Here is a 19,574-nt window from a genome sequence, read left to right as displayed (position 1 = left end):
AAGAGGCGCCAGCGGTTCTGAGGTTGGCGGCATTCTACTGGAATTGAGGAGCGCTATGGATATCACTGAGCTGCTGGCCTTCAGCGCCAAACAGGGCGCGTCCGACCTGCACTTGTCCGCCGGCCTGCCACCGATGATTCGCGTCGATGGCGATGTACGCCGCATCAACTTGCCTGCCCTGGACCACAAACAGGTGCAGGAGCTCATCTACGCGATCATGAACGACACCCAGCGGGTGGATTTCGAGAAGCATCTGGAGACCGACTTTTCCTTTGATGTGCCCGGCGTGGCGCGCTTTCGCGTCAATGTCTTCAACCAGAACCGCGGCGCTGGTGCGGTTTTTCGTACCATTCCCTCAAAAGTCCTGAGCATGGATGACCTGGGCATGGGGGAGGTATTTCGCAAAATCACCGAGGCCCCGCGCGGCCTGGTGTTGGTGACCGGGCCTACCGGCTCCGGCAAGTCGACCACCCTCGCGGCCATGATCGATTACCTGAACAACCATCGTCATCACCATATCCTAACCATTGAGGACCCTATCGAATTCGTTCACGAATCACGCAAATGCCTGATCAATCAGCGCGAAGTTCACCGTGATACCCGCAGCTTTGCCACGGCCCTGCGCTCGGCCCTGCGCGAGGACCCGGACGTGATTCTGGTGGGTGAAATGCGCGATCTGGAGACTATTCGGCTGGCCTTGACGGCGGCGGAAACCGGGCATCTGGTGTTTGGCACGCTGCACACCACGTCGGCGGCGAAAACCATCGACCGGGTGGTGGACGTGTTTCCGGGAGACGAGAAGTCGATGGTGCGTTCGATGCTCTCCGAGTCCCTGCTGGCCGTGGTCTCGCAGGCGCTGATCAAGAAAGTCGGTGGCGGCCGGGTTGCCGCGCACGAGATCATGATAGGAACGTCGGCGATCCGTAACCTGATCCGTGAGGACAAGGTGGCGCAGATGTATTCGTCGATTCAGACCGGCGCGTCGTTGGGGATGCAGACGCTGGATATGTGCTTGAAGGATCTGGTCAACAAAGGGCTGATCAGCCGCGAGCATGCGCGGGAGAAGGCGCGGTTGCCGGATAACTTCTGAGGGAGATTGGTGGCGCTTTCAAGTATGCCATCGCGAGCAGGCCCGCTCCCACAGCGGAATGCATTCCAACGTGGGAGCGAGCCTGCTCGCGATAGGGCCGTAATGTCCGGCGAAGATGTTTTGGCTTCAGATCAGCGCTGAACAACCCGCAACGCGCTCTGTTCTTTCGGCAGTACCCGCTTGGCCACTACGTAGTGTTTTTCCCAATACGGTTTTTTCAGCGTATCGATACTCACCGACTTGCCACGACGCGGTGCGTGGATGAAGCGGTCGTTGCCCAGGTAAATGGCGACGTGATTGACCCGACGGCTCTTGATGTTGAAGAAAATCAGGTCGCCAGGCTTCAGATCCTTGCGATCGACTTTCTCGCCATGACCACTGGCCATGGCGTTCGACGTGCGGGGCAGGTCGAATGTCGCGTCGTTGAACGCGTATTTCACCAGGCCGCTGCAGTCAAACCCTTTACTTGGGCTGCTACCGCCCCAACGATAAGGAGTACCGAGCACATTCACCGCACGGCTCAGCACGTTGCTGCTTTCCTTGCTCGCCATTGGCGGAACCAGGCTGCTTTTACTGGTCAGGGTTGGAGCTGTTTTTTTGCTTTTGCTCGAAGGAGCAGAAGCATGGGATTTCGGGGTGTAACCATTAACGTTGGGAAGACGTTGCTCACGATTGGTGGCGTGGGCGGCCAGTGGCATCAAAAGGCAAATGGTTAGCCATGTCTTGAAAATTGGACGCATTAGGCAGGGCTCATATTGGTTAGCGCGCAACTTTATAACAGCTTTTTTGTCCATTCCGGGTCCGTTGGTCGATTCGCAAAAGTCTCAAGGGAACCAAATTGGCGACAGATGTACGAGGGTCTTCAGGCAAATGCCTTATGCGACAAGACTTTAGAGAACAGAAGGATAACATTTGCCATTTGTCGGCCACGCGTAAAAAAGTCACAAAGAATTAAAGAATATTTATCTATCGTCTGAATCGAGGTCATTCATGAATACCTATCAGCACCCTGTTCCGCATCAGGACACCCATAGCAAGCTCATTGGCTACCTGCTGTGGATCCTCGGATTTACCGGTGCTCACCGCTTTTATTACGGCAAGCCGGTGACCGGGACGATCTGGTTCTTCACCTTCGGTTTGCTGGGTATCGGCTGGCTGATCGACGTGTTCCTGATCCCGGCCATGGATCGCGAGGCGGACCTGCGCTTTACCGCTGGGCCGATCGAATACAACGTCGCGTGGATTCTGCTGACCTTCCTCGGAGTGTTCGGTGTACACCGCATGTACCAGGGGAAATGGATCAGCGGGTTGCTGTACCTGGTCACGGGTGGGTTGTTCTTCCTGGGGGTGCTGTATGACTTCTGGACGTTGAATGACCAGGTTTCCGTGCGTAACGCGCAGAGCCGTTAAGCAAGATCAAAAGATCGCAGGCTTCGCCAGCTCCTGCACAGGGATATGCGTTTCCCTTTAGGAGCTGCCGCAGGCTGCGATCTTTTGGTTTTCAGGCCTGGTGGCTGATCCGTCCATCCACCAGGGTGTACCGCACCACACTCGGCAGGCTGTGGCCAATGAACGGGCAGTTCTCGCCCTTGGACAGCCAATTTTCACCGGCTACGGTCGAAGCCGCCGGATCGAACAGCACGATATCCGCCGCACCTCCCACCGCCAGCTTGCCTGCCGGCAGGCGCAACGCTTCGGCGGGCCCGGCGCTCAGTCGCGCCAGCAGTGTCGGCAGGTCGAGCAATCCATCCTCCACCAACGTCATGGCCAGCGGCAGCAGTAACTCGACGCTGCTGATGCCTGGTTCGGTCGCGCCGAACGGCGCCAGTTTGGCATCGCGCTCGTGGGGCTGGTGGTGGCTGGAGATGGCCGACACCACGCCAGACTTCACCGCCTCACGCAGGCCGTCGCGGTCAGCGCGGGTGCGCAGCGGCGGCTGGACGTGATAGAGGCTGCTGAAGTCGATCAGCGCTTCATCCGTCAGGATCAACTGATACAGGGCCACATCGGCGGTCACCGGCAGACCACGGGCCTGGGCCTGGGCGATCAGGGCTACGCCGCGGGCGCTGGTGAGCTGGCTGAAGTGCGCGCGTACGCCGCTTTGCTCGACCAGTAACAGATCACGGGCCAGGGCCACGGTTTCGGCGGTTTCCGGAATGCCTGGCAAGCCTAGGAAGCTCGCGGTCGGGCCTTCGTGGGCCAGGCCGCCTTCAGCCAGGTCATGATCCTGGGAGTTGAAGATTACCGTCAGGTCGAACGTTGCCGCATATTCCAGTGCCCGGCACAAGGTGCGGGTGTTGCGGAAACTCTCCAGACCGTTGCCGAAGGCCACGCAACCGGCATCGCGCAATGCGACCAGCTCTGCAAGCTGTTCGCCATCAAGGCCTTTGCTCAGGGCGCCGATCGGGAAGACTTTGGTGTTGCCGGCCTCACGGGCGCGGTCGAGGATCAGTTCGGCGACGGCCGAGGTGTCCAGGACCGGTTTGGTTTTCGGTGGGCAGCACAGGCTGGTGACGCCGCCCGCAGCCGCTGCGCGGGTTTCGCTGATGATCGAGCCTTTGCGGCTATAGCCTGGCTCGCGCAGGGCAACGTTCAGGTCGACCAGGCCGGGAGCGGCCACCAGGCCCTGGGCGTCTATGGTATCGACTGCGACGAAACCGGCAGGTGCGGCACCGAGGGCGACGATCTTGCAGGCTTCAATGTGGATATCGGTGACTTGATCCCGCCCGCTGACGGGGTCGATGACGCGTGCGCCGAGAATGCTGAGCTTCACTGGGCGTTCTCCTGCTCGAATTGGCGCTGGGCGGTTTGTCCGCTCATGGCCATGGACAAAACGGCCATACGAATGGCAATCCCGTAGGTCACCTGATTGAGGATGACCGAGTGCGGACCATCGGCCACTGCGGACTCGATTTCCACCCCGCGATTGATCGGTCCCGGGTGCATGACAATGCAATCGGGCTTGGCGCCGGCGAGGCGTGCTGTCGTCAGGCCGAACAGGCGGTAGAACTCGCCCTCGCTCGGCAGCAGGCCGCCAGTCATGCGTTCTCGCTGCAGGCGCAGCATGATCACCACGTCGACGTCTTTCAGGCCTTCGGTCATGTCGGTATAGACCTTGACGCCGTATTGCTCGATGCCGATCGGCAGCAGGGTCTTCGGCGCAATCACGCGGATGTCCGGGCAGCCGAGGGTTTTGAGCGCCAGCATGTTCGAGCGCGCGACCCGCGAGTGCAGGATGTCGCCGACAATGGCCACCGAGAGGTTTTCGAAACCACCCTTGTGCCGACGGATCGTCAGCATGTCGAGCATGCCCTGGGTCGGGTGCGCATGCCGGCCGTCGCCGCCGTTGATGATCGCCACTTGCGGGCAGACATGCTCGGCAATGAAGTGCGCCGCGCCGGAGTCACCGTGGCGCACGACGAACATGTCGGCGGCCATGGCTTCGAGGTTGCGCAGGGTGTCGAGCAGCGTTTCGCCCTTGCTCGCCGAGGAAGTCGACACGTTCAGGGTGATGACATCCGCCGACAGGCGCTGGGCCGCCAGTTCGAAGGTGGTGCGGGTACGGGTAGAGTTCTCGAAAAACACGTTGCACACGGTCTTGCCGCGCAGCAGCGGGACTTTTTTCACCGCCCGGGCGCCGACTTCGAGGAACGAGTCGGCAGTGTCGAGGATTTCCGTCAGCAGCTCGCGGCGCAAACCGTCGAGCGAGAGGAAGTGGCGCAGCTGGCCCTGATCATTGAGCTGCAGCGGGCGCTTGGTGTCTAGAGGCGTCATCGCGAGGGGGACTCTCAATAGGGCGGATTAAAGGGCGAAATCTTGCAGTTCCAGCACGAGCGGCGATGGCCCGGACAGTTTCACCCGTTCATGGGCGGCCAGCGACAGGGTTGCGCCGACTACGTTCGGGCGGATCGGCAGCTCACCGGCGTCGAGGTCCAGCAGACAGACCAGCGTCACGCTGGCCGGGCGGCCGTAGTCGAACAGCTCATTGAGCGCGGCGCGAATGGTCCGGCCACTCATCAGCACGTCGTCGATCAGCACCAGGTGCTGGCCTTCGATCTCGAACGGCAGGGCAGAAGGGCGGACCTGCGGGTGCAAGCCGTTCTGGCTGAAGTCGTCGCGATAGAAGGAGACGTCCAGGGTGCCGAGTGGCGAGTCGCTGCCCAGTTCATCGAGCAAGGCCTGGGCGACCCAGACGCCGCCGGTGCGAATGCCGATGTAGCGTGGCTCGCTGATGCCGCGATGTTCCAGGTGCGCCTTGAGACGGATCGCCATCTGGCTGATCAGTTCGGCGGGATTGGGCAGGCTCATGGTTGCTCCTTCTTGGGCCCGGGCCAGATTCTGCTTGAGCAATGGCCCGGGTTGCAGCTTAGAGAGTCGCGTGGCGGCTCTTCAGGATAGGGTGTGATCAGGATTCGAACAGTGCGGTATTTTCGTCGAGCCAGCCTTGCAGCAGCAGGGCGGCGGCGATGGCGTCCACCGGATTGTCGCGGTAGCTGCCCTTTTGTCCGCCCCGATCCCGCCGCTCGCCCTTGGCCTCAAAGGTGGTCAGGCGTTCATCGTGGGTATAGAAGGGCAGGTTGTAGCGGCCATTGAGGCGGCGGGCGAATTTTTCCGCGCGCAGGCACATGTCGCTGGGCGTTCCGTCCATGTTCAGGGGTAGGCCGACCACGACAGCGTCGGGTTTCCATTCCTTGATCAGGGCTTCGACCTGGTTCCAGTCGGGTATGCCGTTCTGCGCCTTCAGGGTGCACAGCTCGCGAGCCTGGCCGGTAATCACCTGGCCGACCGCCACGCCGATCTGTTTGGTGCCGTAGTCGAAGCCGAGAATCAACCGCAGAGCCATCAGGCGTGCCCCGCCTGGCTGGTCAGCAGGCTGAGATTGATCCCCAGGTGCCGGGCCGCCGCTTCCAGGCGCAGTTCGCTGCTGGTATTGAACAGGATGTCGGCGCTGTACGGGCAGGTCAGCCAGGCGTTGTCAGCCAGTTCCGACTCCAGTTGCCCGGCTTCCCAGCCGGCGTAACCGAGGGTGATCACGCTTTTCCCGGGACCGACGCCGTCTGCAATCGCGAACAGCACGTCCTGGGACGTGGACAGCGACAGCTCGCCTTCCAGATCAACGGTCGCCTGGTAAGTCTGGCCTGAGGGGTGCAGGACAAAACCGCGATCGGTCTGCACCGGGCCGCCCATGAAGATCGGTACGTGCTGGCATAGCGCCGGTGGTTCGATATCCGGGCGCAATTGCTCGAGGATATCAGCCAGATTCAGATCTTGCGGACGGTTGACCACCAGCCCCATGGCACCATTGGCCGTGTGCTCGACGATGTAGGTCAAGGTGTGGGCAAAGTTCGGGTCGGCCATGTGCGGCATGGCGATCAGGAAATGATGCTTGAGGTAACTGGGGCTGACGTTTTTCATGAGCGCTAGTGTGGCGTTGGAGGGGCAAACTGACAAGCTGAAGCCGGTCAAAAGATCGCAGCCTTCGGCAGCTCCTACAGGTGCCACATCTAATTACTGGACAACCTGTCGCCGCGGGCAAATTTCCAGGTGCGGATGATTTCCAGGCGGTCGATGTCCGACAGGTCCCCGGTAAACGGCGCAAACGGCGCCGCGAGCCGCACGATGCGCTGGGCGGCCTGGTCCAGCAGCGGCTGGCCGGAGGATTCCAGTACCAGCACTTCATACAGCGAGCCGTCGCGGTTGATCGAGACCATCAGGCGCAAATTGCCATAGATTTGCTTGCGTCGCGCTTCGTCCGGGTAGTTCAGGTTGCCGATGCGCTCGACTTTCTTGCGCCATTCATCCTTGTACCAGGCACCCTTGTCGCGCATGGTCGAGGCGGCGCTCAGGCGGTGTATACGCGGGCGCTTGGCGTACAGCTGTTGTTCGTTGGCCAGTTCGGCTTCGAGGCTGGCGATGTCACTGGACAGCTGTTCACTGTCGAACGTCGGCGCGGCCACCTTGGGTTTGGCATCGATCTTGGGCGCTTCGGTTTTTGCCGGTGCTTTCTTCGGTTTCGGCGCAACCGTGGTCACTGCGGCCTTGGGCGGCGCTTCCTGGACTTCAGGTTTAGCGGCAGGAGGCGGCGTGACTTTCTTGACCTTGTTGTCCTGGAAGGGCGCGACCTCGGTGGTCTTGGGGGTCGCCTTTTTATCCAGGGTGCCGCTGCCTTGCTGGTTTTCCTGGGCGAGGAAATCGGCTTTCTCGGGCTTCTTTTCACTTTTGAAAGTGGCGAGGGTGATTTCCAGGGTTTTGCTGATCTGCTTGGGCTCGACCATGGTGAAGCCCACGCCCAGCAGCAACGCCAAATGAATTAACGCTGCGAGAAACAGGGTAAATCCGAGGCGATCGGCCGGGCGCACACCGCGGTGGGCGAGTTCGGCAGGCAGATCGGACGGAAGTGTCATGGTGAAAAAACCAACATCGCGTTTTTAAGGGCTCGGCATGATAACGCAATGTTGGTTTTTAGCTTCAAGCTTGAAGTTTCAAGCGACAGGCTGCATTGAGCGAATCTCACTTGCAGCTTATGGCTTGCTCTGCAACTTCTTCTCGATGGCGTCCATCAGCAGGCCACCAATGTCGGTGCCAAAGGCATTATCGATCTCGCGGATGCAGGTCGGGCTGGTGACGTTGATTTCCGTCAGGTGCTCGCCAATCACGTCCAGGCCGACGAACAGCAGGCCTTTTTCGCGCAGTGTCGGGCCGACCTGAGCGGCGATCCAGCGATCCTTGTCGGTCAATGGGCGGGCTTCGCCACGACCACCAGCCGCGAGATTGCCGCGGGTTTCACCGGCGGCGGGAATCCGCGCCAGGCAGTAATCCACAGGCTCACCGTCGATCATCAGGATGCGCTTGTCGCCGTCCTTGATCGCCGGCAGGTAGGCTTGGCCCATGATTTGCTGGGCGCCCAGCGCGGTCAGGGTCTCGAGAATGACCGACAGGTTCGGGTCGCCAGCGCGATGACGGAAGATCGAGGTGCCGCCCATGCCGTCCAGCGGCTTGAGGATCACGTCGCCATGCTTGGCGGCGAACTCACGCAGCACGTCGGCGCGGCGGCTGACCACGGTTGGCGGGGTGCACTGGGGAAACAGTGTGGCGAACAGCTTTTCATTGCAGTCGCGCAGGCTCTGCGGTTTGTTGACGACCAGCACGCCGGCGCGCTCGGCTTGCTCCAGCAGGTAGGTGGAGTAGACGAACTCCATGTCGAAGGGCGGATCCTTGCGCATCAGAATCACGTCCAGATCGCTCAGGAGCGCGTCAGTCTCGGCCTCCAGTTCGAACCACTTTTCCGGGTTGGCGAAGACTTTCAGCGGACGCATGCGCGCCCGGGCTTCGCCTTCGCCCTGATACAGGTCGCGCTGCTCCATGTAGAACAGTTCCCAGCCGCGCTTTTGCGCGGCCAGCAGCATGGCCAGCGAGCTATCCTTTTTATAGGAAATGCCGGCAATGGGATCCATGACAATCCCGACGCGAACGCTCATGGGTTTTTCCTCGAATTTGGGCTTTGTCGATCCCCTGTGGAAGCGGGCCACAGGGCTATATAAAAGTGGCGTCAGATTGGCGCCGGGCGTGTTTGCGGTCAAGGGAAAACCACAGTGCCAGTCACCCGATAGATTGGATTTGGAGACTGTGCTAAAAAGGCTTTGCCCTTGAACATCAAGGGTTTCGAGCCCTGGAAGATCCGAAAACGGACAATTTGATTCGCAAAGGCGACGGTAGAGTAAATATGGATCAGCATTCCAGCGCCTTGAAGGTCATGGTGATCGACGATTCGAAGACGATTCGCCGCACCGCCGAAACGTTGCTGAAAAATGTAGGTTGCGAGGTCATCACGGCCATCGATGGTTTCGATGCGCTGGCGAAAATCGCCGACAACCATCCCGGCATCATCTTTGTCGACGTCATGATGCCGCGTCTGGATGGTTATCAGACCTGCGCCCTGATCAAGAACAACAGCGCGTTCAAATCCACGCCAGTGATCATGCTGTCGTCCAGGGACGGGCTGTTCGACAAGGCCAAGGGGCGCATCGTCGGCTCCGATCAGTTTTTGACCAAGCCTTTCAGCAGGGAAGAATTGCTGAACGCGATCCAGGCCCATGTTCCAGGGTTTGCCGCCGTTTTGCCGCAGTAGGACACGCACAGTGACGCTCGGCCAACGGGCCCGGCGTCGACAAGAATGGGGAAGACCATGGCACGAATTCTGATCGTCGACGACTCGCCGACCGAAATGTACAAACTGACGGGCATGCTGGAAAAGTATGGTCACGAAGTGTTGAAAGCCGAAAACGGCGCCGACGGCGTGGCCCTGGCCCGCCAGGAAAAACCTGACGCGGTGCTGATGGACATCGTCATGCCCGGCCTCAATGGTTTTCAAGCCACCCGGCAGTTGACCAAGGACCCGGAAACCGGGCACATCCCGGTGATTATCATCACCACCAAGGATCAAGACACCGACAAGGTCTGGGGTACGCGCCAGGGCGCCAAGGATTACCTGACCAAGCCGGTCGACGAAGACACCCTGATCAAGACCCTCAACAACGTGCTTGCCGGCTGATCATCGGACCATGAGTGAATCGCTGACTGCCTTCGAACTGCTGCTGCAACTCGATCAGCGTTGCCGTCTGCTGGCGGCAGACCTGCCTTCCCAGCCGGCCCGCCAGGACAGCTGGAGCGGTATAGGATTTCGATTGGGCGAGCACTGGTACGTCGCTCCCATGGGCGAGATCAGTGAAGTCTTGCACGAACCGCGATTCACCCAGTTGCCCGGGGTAAAACCCTGGGTCAAGGGCGTGGCCAACCTGCGGGGTCGCTTGCTGCCGATCATGGATGTCTGCGGCTTCTTCGCCCTGGAGCTGTCGGCGGTGCGCAAGCAGCGTCGGGTGTTGGTGGTGGAGCACAACGAGGTGTTTGCCGGGTTGATGGTCGACGAAGTTTACGGGCTGCAGCATTTTGCCCAGGGAAGTCTGGAGCCGGTGGATAACTTGAGCGGGGCGATTGCGCCGTTCATCAAGGGCCGGTTTAAGCGCGAGCAGGATTGGCAGGTGTTCAGCCCGTTTGCGCTGGCGCAGTCGCGGGCGTTCATGCACGTCGCTTTGTAAACGCAGACCCCACAAAGCGATCTGTGGTGGGTAGGTAGATGTGAGTTAACAGGCGAGGACCGATGATAAAAGCAAAAGCAGGCAAGCCAATGGAAGGGTCGCGCAGCCGGTCGCAGATCATCGTGCTGTTTATCGCGCTGATCATCTTCATCATGCTGTTGTTCGCCAATTTCGCGTACCTCAACACCCAGGCTACGTACGATAAACAGTACATCGGCCACGCAGGCGAGTTACGCGTGCTGTCCCAGCGTATCGCCAAGAATGCTACGGAAGCCGCTGCCGGCAAGGCTGCCGCGTTCAAGCTGCTCAGTGATGCGCGCAATGATTTTGCCCGGCGCTGGAGTTATCTGAAGCAAGGCGACCCCTCTACCGGTCTTCCCCCTGCGCCGTCCGCCGTGCGCCCGGAAATGCGCGCAGTGCAAACGGACTGGGAGCGCCTGCTGAAAAATACCGACGCCATCCTCACCAGCGAACAGACCGTACTGTCGCTGCACCAGGTCGCCGCGACCCTGGCCGAGACTGTGCCGCAACTGCAGGTTGAGTATGAAAAAGTCGTCGAGATTCTGCTGCAGCGGGGCGCTCCCGCCGCCCAGGTCGCGATGGCTCAACGGCAATCCTTGCTGGCCGAGCGAATCCTGGGGGCGGTGAATACCGTGTTGTCCGGGGACGAGAATTCGCAACAGGCTGCCGACGTCTTCGGGCGTGACGCGGCACGCTTCGGCCAGGTCCTGACGGGCATGTTGCAAGGGGATCCGGCGCTGAAAGTCAGCCAGGTCGAGGACCGCGATGCCCGGGCCCGCCTGCTCGAGATTTCCGAACTGTTCGAGTTCGTCTCGGGTTCCGTCGATGAAATTATCGAAACCTCGCCTGAACTGTTAAAGGTCCGGGAGTCAGCAACCAACATCTTCGGCCTGTCGCAAACGCTGCTGGACGAAGCCTCGCACCTGGCCAATGGTTTTGAAAACCTTGCCGGCGGTCGTCACACCGACACCATCGGCGGCTATGTCCTGGGCTTGCTGGCGCTGACGTCGATCATCCTGATCGGCCTGGTGATGGTGCGCGAAACCAATCGGCAGCTGCGTGAGACGGCCGAAAAGAACGAACGCAACCAGACGGCGATCATGCGCCTGCTCGACGAGATTGAAGACCTGGCAGACGGCGACCTGACGGTGACGGCCTCGGTGACGGAAGATTTCACCGGCTCCATTGCCGACTCTATCAATTATTCCGTCGACCAGTTGCGCGACCTGGTGGCAACCATCAACCTGACCGCCGGCCAGGTCGCCGCCGCCGTGCAGGAAACCCAGGCCACCGCCATGCACCTGGCGCAAGCCTCCGAGCATCAGGCGCAGCAGATATCCGAAGCTTCCACGGCCATCAACGACATGGCCCAATCCATTGACCAGGTGTCGGCCAACGCGGCCGAGTCCTCGGCGGTGGCTGAGCGGTCGGTGGAAATCGCCAACAAGGGCAACGAGGTGGTGCATAACACCATCCACGGCATGGATAACATTCGCGAGCAGATCCAGGATACCGCCAAGCGAATCAAGCGCCTTGGTGAGTCTTCCCAGGAAATCGGCGACATTGTCAGCCTGATCGACGACATTGCCGATCAGACCAACATTCTGGCCCTCAACGCTGCGATCCAGGCCTCGATGGCGGGTGACGCTGGTCGCGGTTTCGCCGTGGTAGCCGATGAGGTGCAGCGCCTGGCCGAGCGCTCATCCGCTGCGACCCGACAGATAGAGACCCTGGTGCGGGCAATTCAGACGGACACCAATGAAGCTGTGATTTCCATGGAGCAGACCACCACCGAAGTGGTGCGTGGCGCACGTCTGGCGCAGGATGCCGGGGTGGCGCTGGAGGAAATCGAAGGCGTATCCAAAGTGCTCGCGGCGCTGATCCAGAGTATTTCCAATGCCGCCCAGCAGCAGACGTCCTCGGCCGGACAGATCTCCCTGACGATGAACGTGATCCAGCAGATCACCTCGCAGACCTCCTCCGGCTCCACTGCAACCGCCGAAAGCATCGGTAACCTGGCGAAGATGGCCAGCCAGCTGAGGCGTTCGGTGTCCGGTTTCACCTTGCCCGCGGCGAGCGCGCAGGCTGCTGATAAAGTATAGGGCGTGGCAGGCGCAGGTTTTTTCCAGTGGAGTGGTTATGGGTGATCGGCACGACTATGTGGCCCTCGAGTGGGTCAAGGGCGAGATTGCCGAAACGCTGAGGCAGGCGGCGCTCCATCTGGAGAGCATGGCGATGGACGAAGAGCAGACGCCCCTGGCGCTCGCTGAATGCCTGGCGTGCATCCACCAGGTTCACGGCAGTTTGCAGATGGTCGAATTCTACGGCGCGGCACTGCTGGCCGAAGAAATGGAACAGCTGACCCAGGCGTTGCAGCAGAACCGTGTGAGCCATCGTGAAGAAGCGATCCACCTGCTGTTGCAGGCGCTGGCGCAGTTGCCGGTGTACCTCGACCGGGTGCAAGGTGCGCGCCGGGACTTGCCGCTGGTGGTGCTGCCCCTGATCAATGATTTGCGCAGTGCCCGCGGCGAGGGGCTGTTGTCGGAAACCAGCCTGTTCAGCCCGCAAATGCCGGATTTGCCCCCGCTGGACGACGCAGCGCTGGCGCAGCTGGAGCCGCCAGAGTTGGCCAATGTGTTGCGCAAGTTGCGGCAAATGCTGCAGATGGCACTCGTTGGATTGCTGCGCGAACAGGCTGACGACACTCACCTGGGTTACCTGGCAAAGGTGTTCGCGCGACTCGAAAGTATCTCCGGTCAGGCGCCGCTCAGCCCGTTGTGGCAGGTGGCCTCGGCGCTGGTGGAAGGCATGCGTGGCGGTGCGATCGCCAACAGTCCGGCGCTGCGAAGCCTGTTCAAGGAAGCTGACACGGAACTCAAGCGCTTGCTCGAAGAAGGCATGCGCGGCATCAATCAACCGGCACCACCAGAGCTGCTCAAGAGTTTGCTGTTCTATATTGCCAAGGCCGAACACCCCACCGGGCGCATGCTGACCATGAAAGATCGCTACTCCCTAGAGGACGCGTTGCCTGACAGCGCAATGGTTGATGACGAGCGCGCGCGCCTGGGCGGTCCCGACCGCGATGCGATGCGCTCGGTGCTGGTGGCGCTGTGCGAAGAGCTGGTGCGGGTCAAGGAACGCCTGGACCTGTTCGTGCGCAGTGACCGCCAACACATTGCCGATCTCGACAGCCTGCTGTCGCCCCTGCGGCAAATCGCCGACACCCTGGCGGTGCTGGGTTTTGGCCAGCCGCGCAAGGTGATCATCGATCAGTTGGCGGTGGTCCTGAGCCTGGCCCAAGGCCAGCGTGAGCCCACGGACGCCATCCTGATGGACGTCGCGGGCGCCTTGCTCTACGTCGAAGCGAACCTGGCCGGCATGGTCGGCAACCTGGAACCGGAAAGCCAGGAAGACAGCCGCTTGCCGACCACCGACCTGACACAGATTCACCAGATCGTCATCCGCGAAGCGCGCATCTGCCTGCAACAGGCCAAGGACATGATCGTCGACTACATCGACGCCGACTGGGACCGCCAGCACCTGCAGCCCTTGCCTGCCTTGTTGACGCAGATCCGCGGCGCACTGGCGATGATCCCGTTGAGTCGCGCTGCCAGCCTGGTCGAAGCGTGCAACCAGTTCATCCGTGAACACCTGCTGCTGGATCCTGGCCAGCCGGGATGGCAGGAGCTCGACAGCCTGGCCGACGTGGTGACCAGCATCGAATATTACCTGGAGCGCCTCAGCGACGACCCCGAGGCAGCCGGGGAACAGGTGCTCGACGTCGCCGAGAAAGGCCTCGCCGCACTGGGGTTTTTCCCCCGCGCCCGGCATGCCCCGGAACTCGAACAAGTGCCGGAGCCGACTGAGGCGCATCTCATTCAGGAGTTGCAGGCGTACGGTGCTCCTGAGTTGGTGCAGACCCTCGCGGACGTGCTCGCCAATCCTGTGTCTGCGGTAAATCCCCCGGCGCTGCATACCCCGGGTAGCCTGCTACCGCCGCCTGCGGGCGAAGAGCCGGTGGACGATGAACTGCGTGAAGTGTTCCTGGAAGAAACTGACGAAGTACTGCAAGTCCTCCGTGAGTACTTGCCCCGCTGGACTGCCGACCCGCAGAACACTTCGGCCCTGAGTGAGCTGCGCCGGGCCTTCCACACCCTCAAAGGCAGCGGCCGGATGGTTCGGGCGCTGATCCTGGGCGAGCTGGCGTGGGCGGTGGAAAACCTGCTCAATCGAGTGCTCGAACACAGCGTGAAGCCGGGCCCTGGCGTGCAGCAATTGCTGGCTGATGTGCTGCAGCTGTTGCCGGAGCTGGTCGCGGAATTTGCCCGCAATGCCCAGCGCCAGCGCAACGATGTCGACCAGGTGGCGGCCCGTGCGCATGCCTTGGCCAAGGGCGAGCAACCGTTGGTGGATGAGGATGCAGAGGACGTCGTGGCACTCGATCCGCTGCTGCTGGAAATTTTCCGCAACGAAGCCGAAACCCATCTGGCCAGCGTCAATCGCTTCCTCGACCAGGCCGCCGAGCATGTGCCCTTGCAGGCCAGTGACGAGTTGCAGCGCGCCTTGCATACGCTCAAGGGGAGCGCCTCAATGGCCGGCGTGGTGCCGATCGCCGAACTGGCCGCGCCGCTGGATCAACTTGCCCGCGAGTACAAGGCGCACCTGCTCTCACTGGACCTGGACGAAGTGGAACTGTTACTGGAGGCCGAAGGGCTGTTCCGGCTAGGCCTGCGCCAGCTAAAGACGGATCCGCTGGCCGAGATAACGGGCGCGCAGCATCTGATCGAGCGAACCCATGCACTGCTGGCCATGCGCCTGCAAACCCTGCTGAGCGCACCCCAGAGTCGGCCACGTATCAAGCGCGACCCGCAATTGATCAACAATTTTCTGGCCCAGGGCATGGACATCCTGCTGGACGCCGAGAGCTTGCTGCAACGCTGGCAGCAACACCCCGGTGAACGCCAGGAACTCAGCGCGCTGCTGGACGAATTGACGACCTTGGGTGAAGGCGCACACCTGGCTGATCTGCATCCGGTGGATGAGCTGTGTGAAGCCTTGCTCGATCTGTACGGTGCGGTGGAGGAAAGCAGCCTGGCGGTCAGCCCGGCGTTTTTCCATGAAGCGCAAAGTGCCCATGAAGCGCTGATCAACATGCTCGACGAGCTCGCAGCCGGCCAGGAAGTCAGCCCGCAACCGGCGCGGGTGCGAGCCTTGCGCGATTTGCTGGATGAAAGCCTGGACCCGTCGGCCACCGGCCTGATTCGCAGCGACGGCAGCCGCGCCCTGAGCATTCGCGAGCTGGGCAGCGCCACTGCCGAACTGGCGCAGGCAGAACCAGACGACGCTATCGTGTCGATCTTCCTGGAAGAGGCTGTGGATATCCTCGAAAGCTCGGGCCAGGCCCTGCAACGCTGGTTGAGCGATCCGGATAACGCCGCACCGCTGCTGTCGTTGCAACGTGACCTGCACACGCTCAAGGGCGGGGCGCGGATGGCCGAGGTCGAACCCGTGGGTGATCTGGCCCATGAATTGGAAGGGCTGTACGAAGGCCTGGTGGATCGCCGTTATCAGCACACCGATGCCTTGGCGCAGCTGTTGCTGCGCAGCCATGATCGCCTCGGGCAGCTGCTTGAGCAGTTGCAGGACCAGCATCCCCTGGATGAGCCAGATGAGCTGATCGAGGCCATCCGCGAGTTTCGCCAGAACAACCTCGGCAGCGCTGAAGTGGCCGAACCGCTGCCGGTCAGCGATCACCCAGGCCATGATCCGGAGCTACTGGAGATCTTCCTGGAAGAAGGTTTCGACATCATCGAAAACTCCGGGGCGGCGCTGGTGCGCTGGCAGGCCGACCCGGCGAATCGCCAGGAAGTGGAAAACCTGCTGCGTGATCTGCACACCCTGAAGGGGGGCGCGCGGATGGTCGAAATCACACCGATCGGTGATCTGGCCCACGAGCTGGAATTTCTCTATGAAGGTTTGTCGGCAGGCTTACTGCAACCGACCCAGGCCTTGTTCGCGCTGTTGCAGAGCAGCCATGACCGACTGGCACAAATGCTCGACGCGGCGCGCGCCGGTCAACCCATGCCGCCTGCCGATCAGTTGATCGACTCGATCCGCAATTTCAGTCACCCAGTGTTGCCGGCAGATCCTGTCACGGCACCTGCGGTGATCAAGCCCGAACCTCCTGCACCGCAGCCTGACGCCGGCGCCGACATGGTCAAGGTCTCGGCAGAGTTGCTGGATGATTTGGTCAACCTGGCCGGTGAAACCTCGATTTTCCGCGGGCGCATCGAACAGCAGGTCAGCGATGCACGGGTGGCCCTGAGCGAAATGGAAACCACCATTGAGCGCATGCGCGACCAGTTGCGGCGCCTCGATACGGAAACCCAGGGGCGGATCCTCAGCCGCCAGCAGGTGGAAGCCGAACGTCTGGGGTACGAGGAATTCGATCCGCTGGAAATGGACCGGCATTCGCAGCTGCAACAGCTGTCGCGTGCGCTGTTCGAGTCCGCGTCCGACCTGCTTGACCTCAAGGAAACCCTCGACCGGCGCAATCAGGACGCCGAAAACCTGCTGCAACAACAGGGGCGCATCAATACCGAGTTGCAGGAAGGCCTGATGCGTACACGCATGGTGCCGTTCGAACGGATGCTGCCGCGCCTCAAGCGCATCGTCCGTCAGGTTTCCGGCGAACTGGGCAAGGATGTGCAATTCATCGTCGGCAACGCCGAAGGCGAGATGGACCGTAACGTCCTCGAGCGCATGGCCGCGCCGTTGGAGCACATGCTGCGCAACGCCGTGGACCACGGCCTGGAATCCTCCGAGGTGCGCATCGCTGCGGGCAAACCCGCTCAGGGAAAGATTACCCTGGACCTGTCGCGCGAGGGTGGGGACATCATTTTCGATATCCGCGATGACGGCGCCGGCGTGCCCCTGGACGCGGTACGCCGCAAGGCGATCAAGCGTGGCCTGCTGGCGCCTGACAGCGATATCAGCGACCGCGATGTGCTGCAATTTATCCTGCAACCGGGATTTTCGACGGCGGAAAAAATCACCCAGATTTCCGGGCGTGGCGTGGGTATGGACGTGGTCCACGAAGAGGTGCGGCAGCTGGGCGGGACCATGAGCATTGACTCGGTGTCCGGGCAGGGCGTGCATTTTCGCATCCGCCTGCCGTTCACCGTGTCGGTCAACCGGGCGCTGATGGTGCAATGCGCGGAAGATCAGTATGCGATCCCGCTCAACACCATCGACGGCATCGTTCGTGTCTTGCCCAATGAACTTGAAGGCCACTATCGCCTGGATCCGCCAACCTACAAATATGCCGGGCAGCACTATGAGTTGTGTTACCTCGGCGAACTGCTGAAAACCAGCAGCCGCCCGAAGCTGCTGGGACAAAACCTGCCGCTGCCGGTGTTGCTGGTGCAGTGCAACGAACGCCACATCGCCGTGCAAGTCGACGCCATGGCCGGCACTCGCGAGATCGTGGTCAAGAGCCTCGGCCCGCAGTTCGCTGCCGTGCAAGGTTTGTCCGGAGCAACGATCCTGGGGGATGGCCGGGTGGTGCTCATTCTTGACCTGTTGGCGCCGATCCGCGCCATGCAGACCCGCTTGCCGCGTCAGGCCCTGATGCAAGACGCCGAGCCAGAGTCGCACAAACCCCTGCTGGTGCTGGTGGTTGATGATTCGGTCACGGTGCGCAAGGTCACCAGTCGTTTGCTGGAACGTCACGGCATGAACGTACTGACCGCCAAGGATGGAGTCGACGCGATGTTGCTGCTGGAAGAGCACCTGCCCGACCTGATGCTGCTGGACATCGAAATGCCGCGCATGGATGGCTTCGAAGTGGCCACCCAAGTGCGCGCGGACGAGCGTACGCAGCATCTGCCGATCATCATGATCACCTCGCGCACCGGACAGAAACACCGCGACCGCGCCATGGCCATTGGCGTCAACGATTACCTTGGCAAGCCGTATCAGGAATCGGTATTGCTCGAAAGCATCGCCTTCTGGAGCAAACCCCATGCTTGAACACCGCACCAGCAACCTCACCGGGCTGCTGTTGCCCCTGGCCGATCGCCACCTGATTCTGCCCAATGTGGCGGTCGCCGAACTGATCGACTACCAGCCGGGCACGTTCGACCTGGATACGCCGCCCTGGTACCTGGGGCGGGTAGGGTGGCGGGACCGGCAGATTCCAATGCTCAGTTTCGAGTCGGCCTGTGGTCAGAAAATCGTCATGGGCGAGCGGGTGCGGATCGTGATCCTCAATGCCCTGGGTGGGCGCCCGGAGTTGAAGTTCATCGCACTGTTGGTGCAGGGCATTCCACGGTCCTGCAAGCTCGACAGCCAGTTGAGCTATGTCGATGTGCCCTTGTGCGCGCTGGAGCAAGCCGCGGTGCAAGTGGGCGATCAAGTGGCCAAGGTCCCTGACTTGCTGGCGCTGGAAGGTTTGCTGGTGGAGGCGGGGCTGGTCTGACGGGGCCTGGAAGCATTGTGGGAAGGCTCCTGGATGTCGCCGAACGCTCCTGCAACGATGTGTAGTGATGCCGCCAGCGGATTTTTAATGCGAATGATGCGGTCTGAAGCGTTGCGTTTTCAGGCTTCAAGCCGGAGCCTTGCGCACTGTCGTAATGGGTTTTGAGGTAGGCAATACATGTATCACGGGGAAAAACTCAACGCCTGGACGCATCTGGTGGGGGCGGTGGCGGCCTTTGTCGGCGTGGTATGGATGCTGGTGATTGCCAGTATGGACGGCAGTCCGTGGAAAATCGTCAGTGTGGCGATCTATGGTTTCACCTTGCTGGTGCTGTACAGCGCCTCGACCGTTTACCACAGCGTGCGGGGACGCAAGAAAGCGATTATGCAGAAGGTCGATCACTTTTCGATCTATCTGTTGATCGCCGGCAGCTACACGCCGTTTTGCCTGGTCACGCTGCGCGGTCCCTGGGGCTGGACCTTGTTCGGGATCGTCTGGGGGTTGGCGCTGATTGGCATCCTGCAGGAGATCAAACCGCGGTCGGAAGCGCGGGTGCTGTCTATCGTGATTTACGCGGTGATGGGCTGGATCGTGCTGGTGGCGGTCAAGCCATTGTTAGCCGCGCTGGGTTCGACAGGGTTTGCCTGGCTGGCATCGGGCGGGGTGTTGTACACCGTGGGGATCGTCTTTTTTGCGCTGGACCACCGGCTGCGGCATGCGCATGGGATCTGGCATTTGTTTGTGATCGCGGGAAGCTTGCTGCACTTTGTGGCGATTTTCTTTTACGTGCTTTGAACAACGGATCAACAGATCTCAGAAGCTCCTACAGGGAAATATGATCCCCTGTAGGAGCTGCCGCAGGCTGCGATCTTTTGATCTTTTGATCTTT

General features: G+C 61.1%; 17 protein-coding genes. 9 read left to right on the top strand and 8 right to left on the bottom strand.

Features of this window, described 5'->3' with window-relative positions:
- Positions 1-55 precede the first annotated feature (55 nt).
- Positions 56-1,090 (top strand): type IV pilus twitching motility protein PilT, encoded by a 1,035-nt coding sequence (locus tag AAEZ05_RS00975; protein ID WP_122841143.1) that lies wholly within the window; start codon positions 56-58, stop codon positions 1,088-1,090.
- A gap of 131 nt (positions 1,091-1,221) precedes the next feature.
- On the opposite strand, the gene AAEZ05_RS00970 is transcribed toward AAEZ05_RS00975, so the two are convergent.
- On the bottom strand, positions 1,222-1,830 hold the full coding sequence (locus AAEZ05_RS00970) for a C40 family peptidase (protein ID WP_045059828.1): 609 nt from the start codon (positions 1,828-1,830) through the stop codon (positions 1,222-1,224).
- Positions 1,831-2,080: 250 nt separating this feature from the next.
- On the opposite strand from AAEZ05_RS00970, the gene AAEZ05_RS00965 reads away from it, so the two are divergent.
- On the top strand, positions 2,081-2,500 hold the full coding sequence (locus tag AAEZ05_RS00965; protein WP_045059829.1) for an NINE protein: 420 nt from the start codon (positions 2,081-2,083) through the stop codon (positions 2,498-2,500).
- Positions 2,501-2,591: 91 nt separating this feature from the next.
- On the opposite strand, the gene AAEZ05_RS00960 is transcribed toward AAEZ05_RS00965, so the two are convergent.
- The 7 genes from AAEZ05_RS00960 to gshB form a co-directional block, all read right to left on the bottom strand.
- Positions 2,592-3,863, bottom strand: coding sequence for a dihydroorotase (locus AAEZ05_RS00960; protein ID WP_045059830.1), 1,272 nt, complete (start codon positions 3,861-3,863; stop codon positions 2,592-2,594).
- On the bottom strand, positions 3,860-4,864 hold the full coding sequence (locus tag AAEZ05_RS00955; protein ID WP_007913665.1) for an aspartate carbamoyltransferase catalytic subunit: 1,005 nt from the start codon (positions 4,862-4,864) through the stop codon (positions 3,860-3,862). Before AAEZ05_RS00955 ends, AAEZ05_RS00960 begins: the two co-directional genes overlap by 4 nt.
- A 27-nt stretch (positions 4,865-4,891) precedes the next feature.
- Positions 4,892-5,398: a bifunctional pyr operon transcriptional regulator/uracil phosphoribosyltransferase PyrR gene (pyrR, locus tag AAEZ05_RS00950; RefSeq protein WP_045059831.1), complete on the bottom strand. Its 507-nt coding sequence runs from the start codon at positions 5,396-5,398 to the stop codon at positions 4,892-4,894.
- Between the two features lie 97 nt (positions 5,399-5,495).
- Positions 5,496-5,933: a Holliday junction resolvase RuvX gene (ruvX, locus tag AAEZ05_RS00945; protein WP_005792259.1), complete on the bottom strand. Its 438-nt coding sequence runs from the start codon at positions 5,931-5,933 to the stop codon at positions 5,496-5,498.
- On the bottom strand, positions 5,933-6,505 hold the full coding sequence (locus AAEZ05_RS00940) for a YqgE/AlgH family protein (RefSeq protein WP_045059832.1): 573 nt from the start codon (positions 6,503-6,505) through the stop codon (positions 5,933-5,935). Before AAEZ05_RS00940 ends, ruvX begins: the two co-directional genes overlap by 1 nt.
- Positions 6,506-6,594: 89 nt before the next feature.
- Positions 6,595-7,494, bottom strand: coding sequence for an energy transducer TonB (locus tag AAEZ05_RS00935; RefSeq protein ID WP_045059833.1), 900 nt, complete (start codon positions 7,492-7,494; stop codon positions 6,595-6,597).
- A gap of 117 nt (positions 7,495-7,611) precedes the next feature.
- Entirely contained in the window at positions 7,612-8,568 is a 957-nt protein-coding gene (gshB, locus tag AAEZ05_RS00930) for a glutathione synthase (protein WP_045059834.1), read from the bottom strand.
- Between the two features lie 245 nt (positions 8,569-8,813).
- Here gshB and pilG point away from each other — a divergent pair, with 245 nt between their 5' ends.
- The 7 genes from pilG to trhA all read left to right on the top strand — a co-directional run bounded on the left by pilG (position 8,814) and on the right by trhA (position 19,480).
- Entirely contained in the window at positions 8,814-9,218 is a 405-nt protein-coding gene (gene pilG / locus AAEZ05_RS00925) for a twitching motility response regulator PilG (RefSeq protein ID WP_045059835.1), read from the top strand.
- A gap of 57 nt (positions 9,219-9,275) precedes the next feature.
- Positions 9,276-9,641, top strand: coding sequence for a twitching motility response regulator PilH (gene pilH / locus AAEZ05_RS00920; protein WP_045059836.1), 366 nt, complete (start codon positions 9,276-9,278; stop codon positions 9,639-9,641).
- A gap of 10 nt (positions 9,642-9,651) precedes the next feature.
- Positions 9,652-10,185 carry a chemotaxis protein CheW gene (locus AAEZ05_RS00915; protein WP_045059837.1) on the top strand — a complete coding sequence of 178 codons (534 nt, stop codon included), beginning with the start codon at positions 9,652-9,654 and terminating at the stop codon, positions 10,183-10,185.
- A gap of 62 nt (positions 10,186-10,247) precedes the next feature.
- A complete protein-coding gene (locus AAEZ05_RS00910; protein ID WP_502947567.1) occupies positions 10,248-12,308 on the top strand; it encodes a methyl-accepting chemotaxis protein in 2,061 nt (686 codons plus the stop codon).
- A gap of 37 nt (positions 12,309-12,345) precedes the next feature.
- On the top strand, positions 12,346-18,237 hold the full coding sequence (locus AAEZ05_RS00905) for an Hpt domain-containing protein (protein WP_350646447.1): 5,892 nt from the start codon (positions 12,346-12,348) through the stop codon (positions 18,235-18,237).
- The gene (locus AAEZ05_RS00900) at positions 18,230-18,685 is read left to right on the top strand and encodes a chemotaxis protein CheW (RefSeq protein WP_350646446.1); all 456 of its coding nucleotides are present in this window, start codon (positions 18,230-18,232) and stop codon (positions 18,683-18,685) included. Before AAEZ05_RS00905 ends, AAEZ05_RS00900 begins: the two co-directional genes overlap by 8 nt.
- 177 nt (positions 18,686-18,862) lie before the next feature.
- A complete protein-coding gene (gene trhA / locus AAEZ05_RS00895) occupies positions 18,863-19,480 on the top strand; it encodes a PAQR family membrane homeostasis protein TrhA (RefSeq protein ID WP_045059841.1) in 618 nt (205 codons plus the stop codon).
- Positions 19,481-19,574 lie beyond the last annotated feature (94 nt).

Origin of the sequence: Pseudomonas sp. HY13-MNA-CIBAN-0226 (assembly GCF_040310305.1) — a bacterium.
In the GTDB taxonomy this organism is placed as follows: domain Bacteria; phylum Pseudomonadota; class Gammaproteobacteria; order Pseudomonadales; family Pseudomonadaceae; genus Aquipseudomonas; species Aquipseudomonas gregormendelii.
Note: the sequence above shows the minus strand (reverse complement) of the source record. Positions and strands in the feature narration are given on the sequence as shown.

Bases quoted from the DNA above. Each gene is read 5' to 3' on its own strand.
- ruvX (WP_005792259.1), bottom strand. From the start codon at position 5,933: ATGGCTCTGCGGTTGATTCTCGGCTTCGACTACGGCACCAAACAGATC.
- pyrR (WP_045059831.1), bottom strand. From the start codon at position 5,398: ATGAGCCTGCCCAATCCCGCCGAACTGATCAGCCAGATGGCGATCCGT.
- AAEZ05_RS00940 (WP_045059832.1), bottom strand. From the start codon at position 6,505: ATGAAAAACGTCAGCCCCAGTTACCTCAAGCATCATTTCCTGATCGCC.
- AAEZ05_RS00970 (WP_045059828.1), bottom strand. From the start codon at position 1,830: ATGCGTCCAATTTTCAAGACATGGCTAACCATTTGCCTTTTGATGCCA.
- pilG (WP_045059835.1), top strand. From the start codon at position 8,814: ATGGATCAGCATTCCAGCGCCTTGAAGGTCATGGTGATCGACGATTCG.
- AAEZ05_RS00905 (WP_350646447.1), top strand. From the start codon at position 12,346: ATGGGTGATCGGCACGACTATGTGGCCCTCGAGTGGGTCAAGGGCGAG.
- AAEZ05_RS00965 (WP_045059829.1), top strand. From the start codon at position 2,081: ATGAATACCTATCAGCACCCTGTTCCGCATCAGGACACCCATAGCAAG.
- AAEZ05_RS00910 (WP_502947567.1), top strand. From the start codon at position 10,248: ATGATAAAAGCAAAAGCAGGCAAGCCAATGGAAGGGTCGCGCAGCCGG.
- AAEZ05_RS00935 (WP_045059833.1), bottom strand. From the start codon at position 7,494: ATGACACTTCCGTCCGATCTGCCTGCCGAACTCGCCCACCGCGGTGTG.
- AAEZ05_RS00955 (WP_007913665.1), bottom strand. From the start codon at position 4,864: ATGACGCCTCTAGACACCAAGCGCCCGCTGCAGCTCAATGATCAGGGC.
- AAEZ05_RS00915 (WP_045059837.1), top strand. From the start codon at position 9,652: ATGAGTGAATCGCTGACTGCCTTCGAACTGCTGCTGCAACTCGATCAG.
- pilH (WP_045059836.1), top strand. From the start codon at position 9,276: ATGGCACGAATTCTGATCGTCGACGACTCGCCGACCGAAATGTACAAA.
- trhA (WP_045059841.1), top strand. From the start codon at position 18,863: ATGTATCACGGGGAAAAACTCAACGCCTGGACGCATCTGGTGGGGGCG.
- AAEZ05_RS00975 (WP_122841143.1), top strand. From the start codon at position 56: ATGGATATCACTGAGCTGCTGGCCTTCAGCGCCAAACAGGGCGCGTCC.
- AAEZ05_RS00900 (WP_350646446.1), top strand. From the start codon at position 18,230: ATGCTTGAACACCGCACCAGCAACCTCACCGGGCTGCTGTTGCCCCTG.
- gshB (WP_045059834.1), bottom strand. From the start codon at position 8,568: ATGAGCGTTCGCGTCGGGATTGTCATGGATCCCATTGCCGGCATTTCC.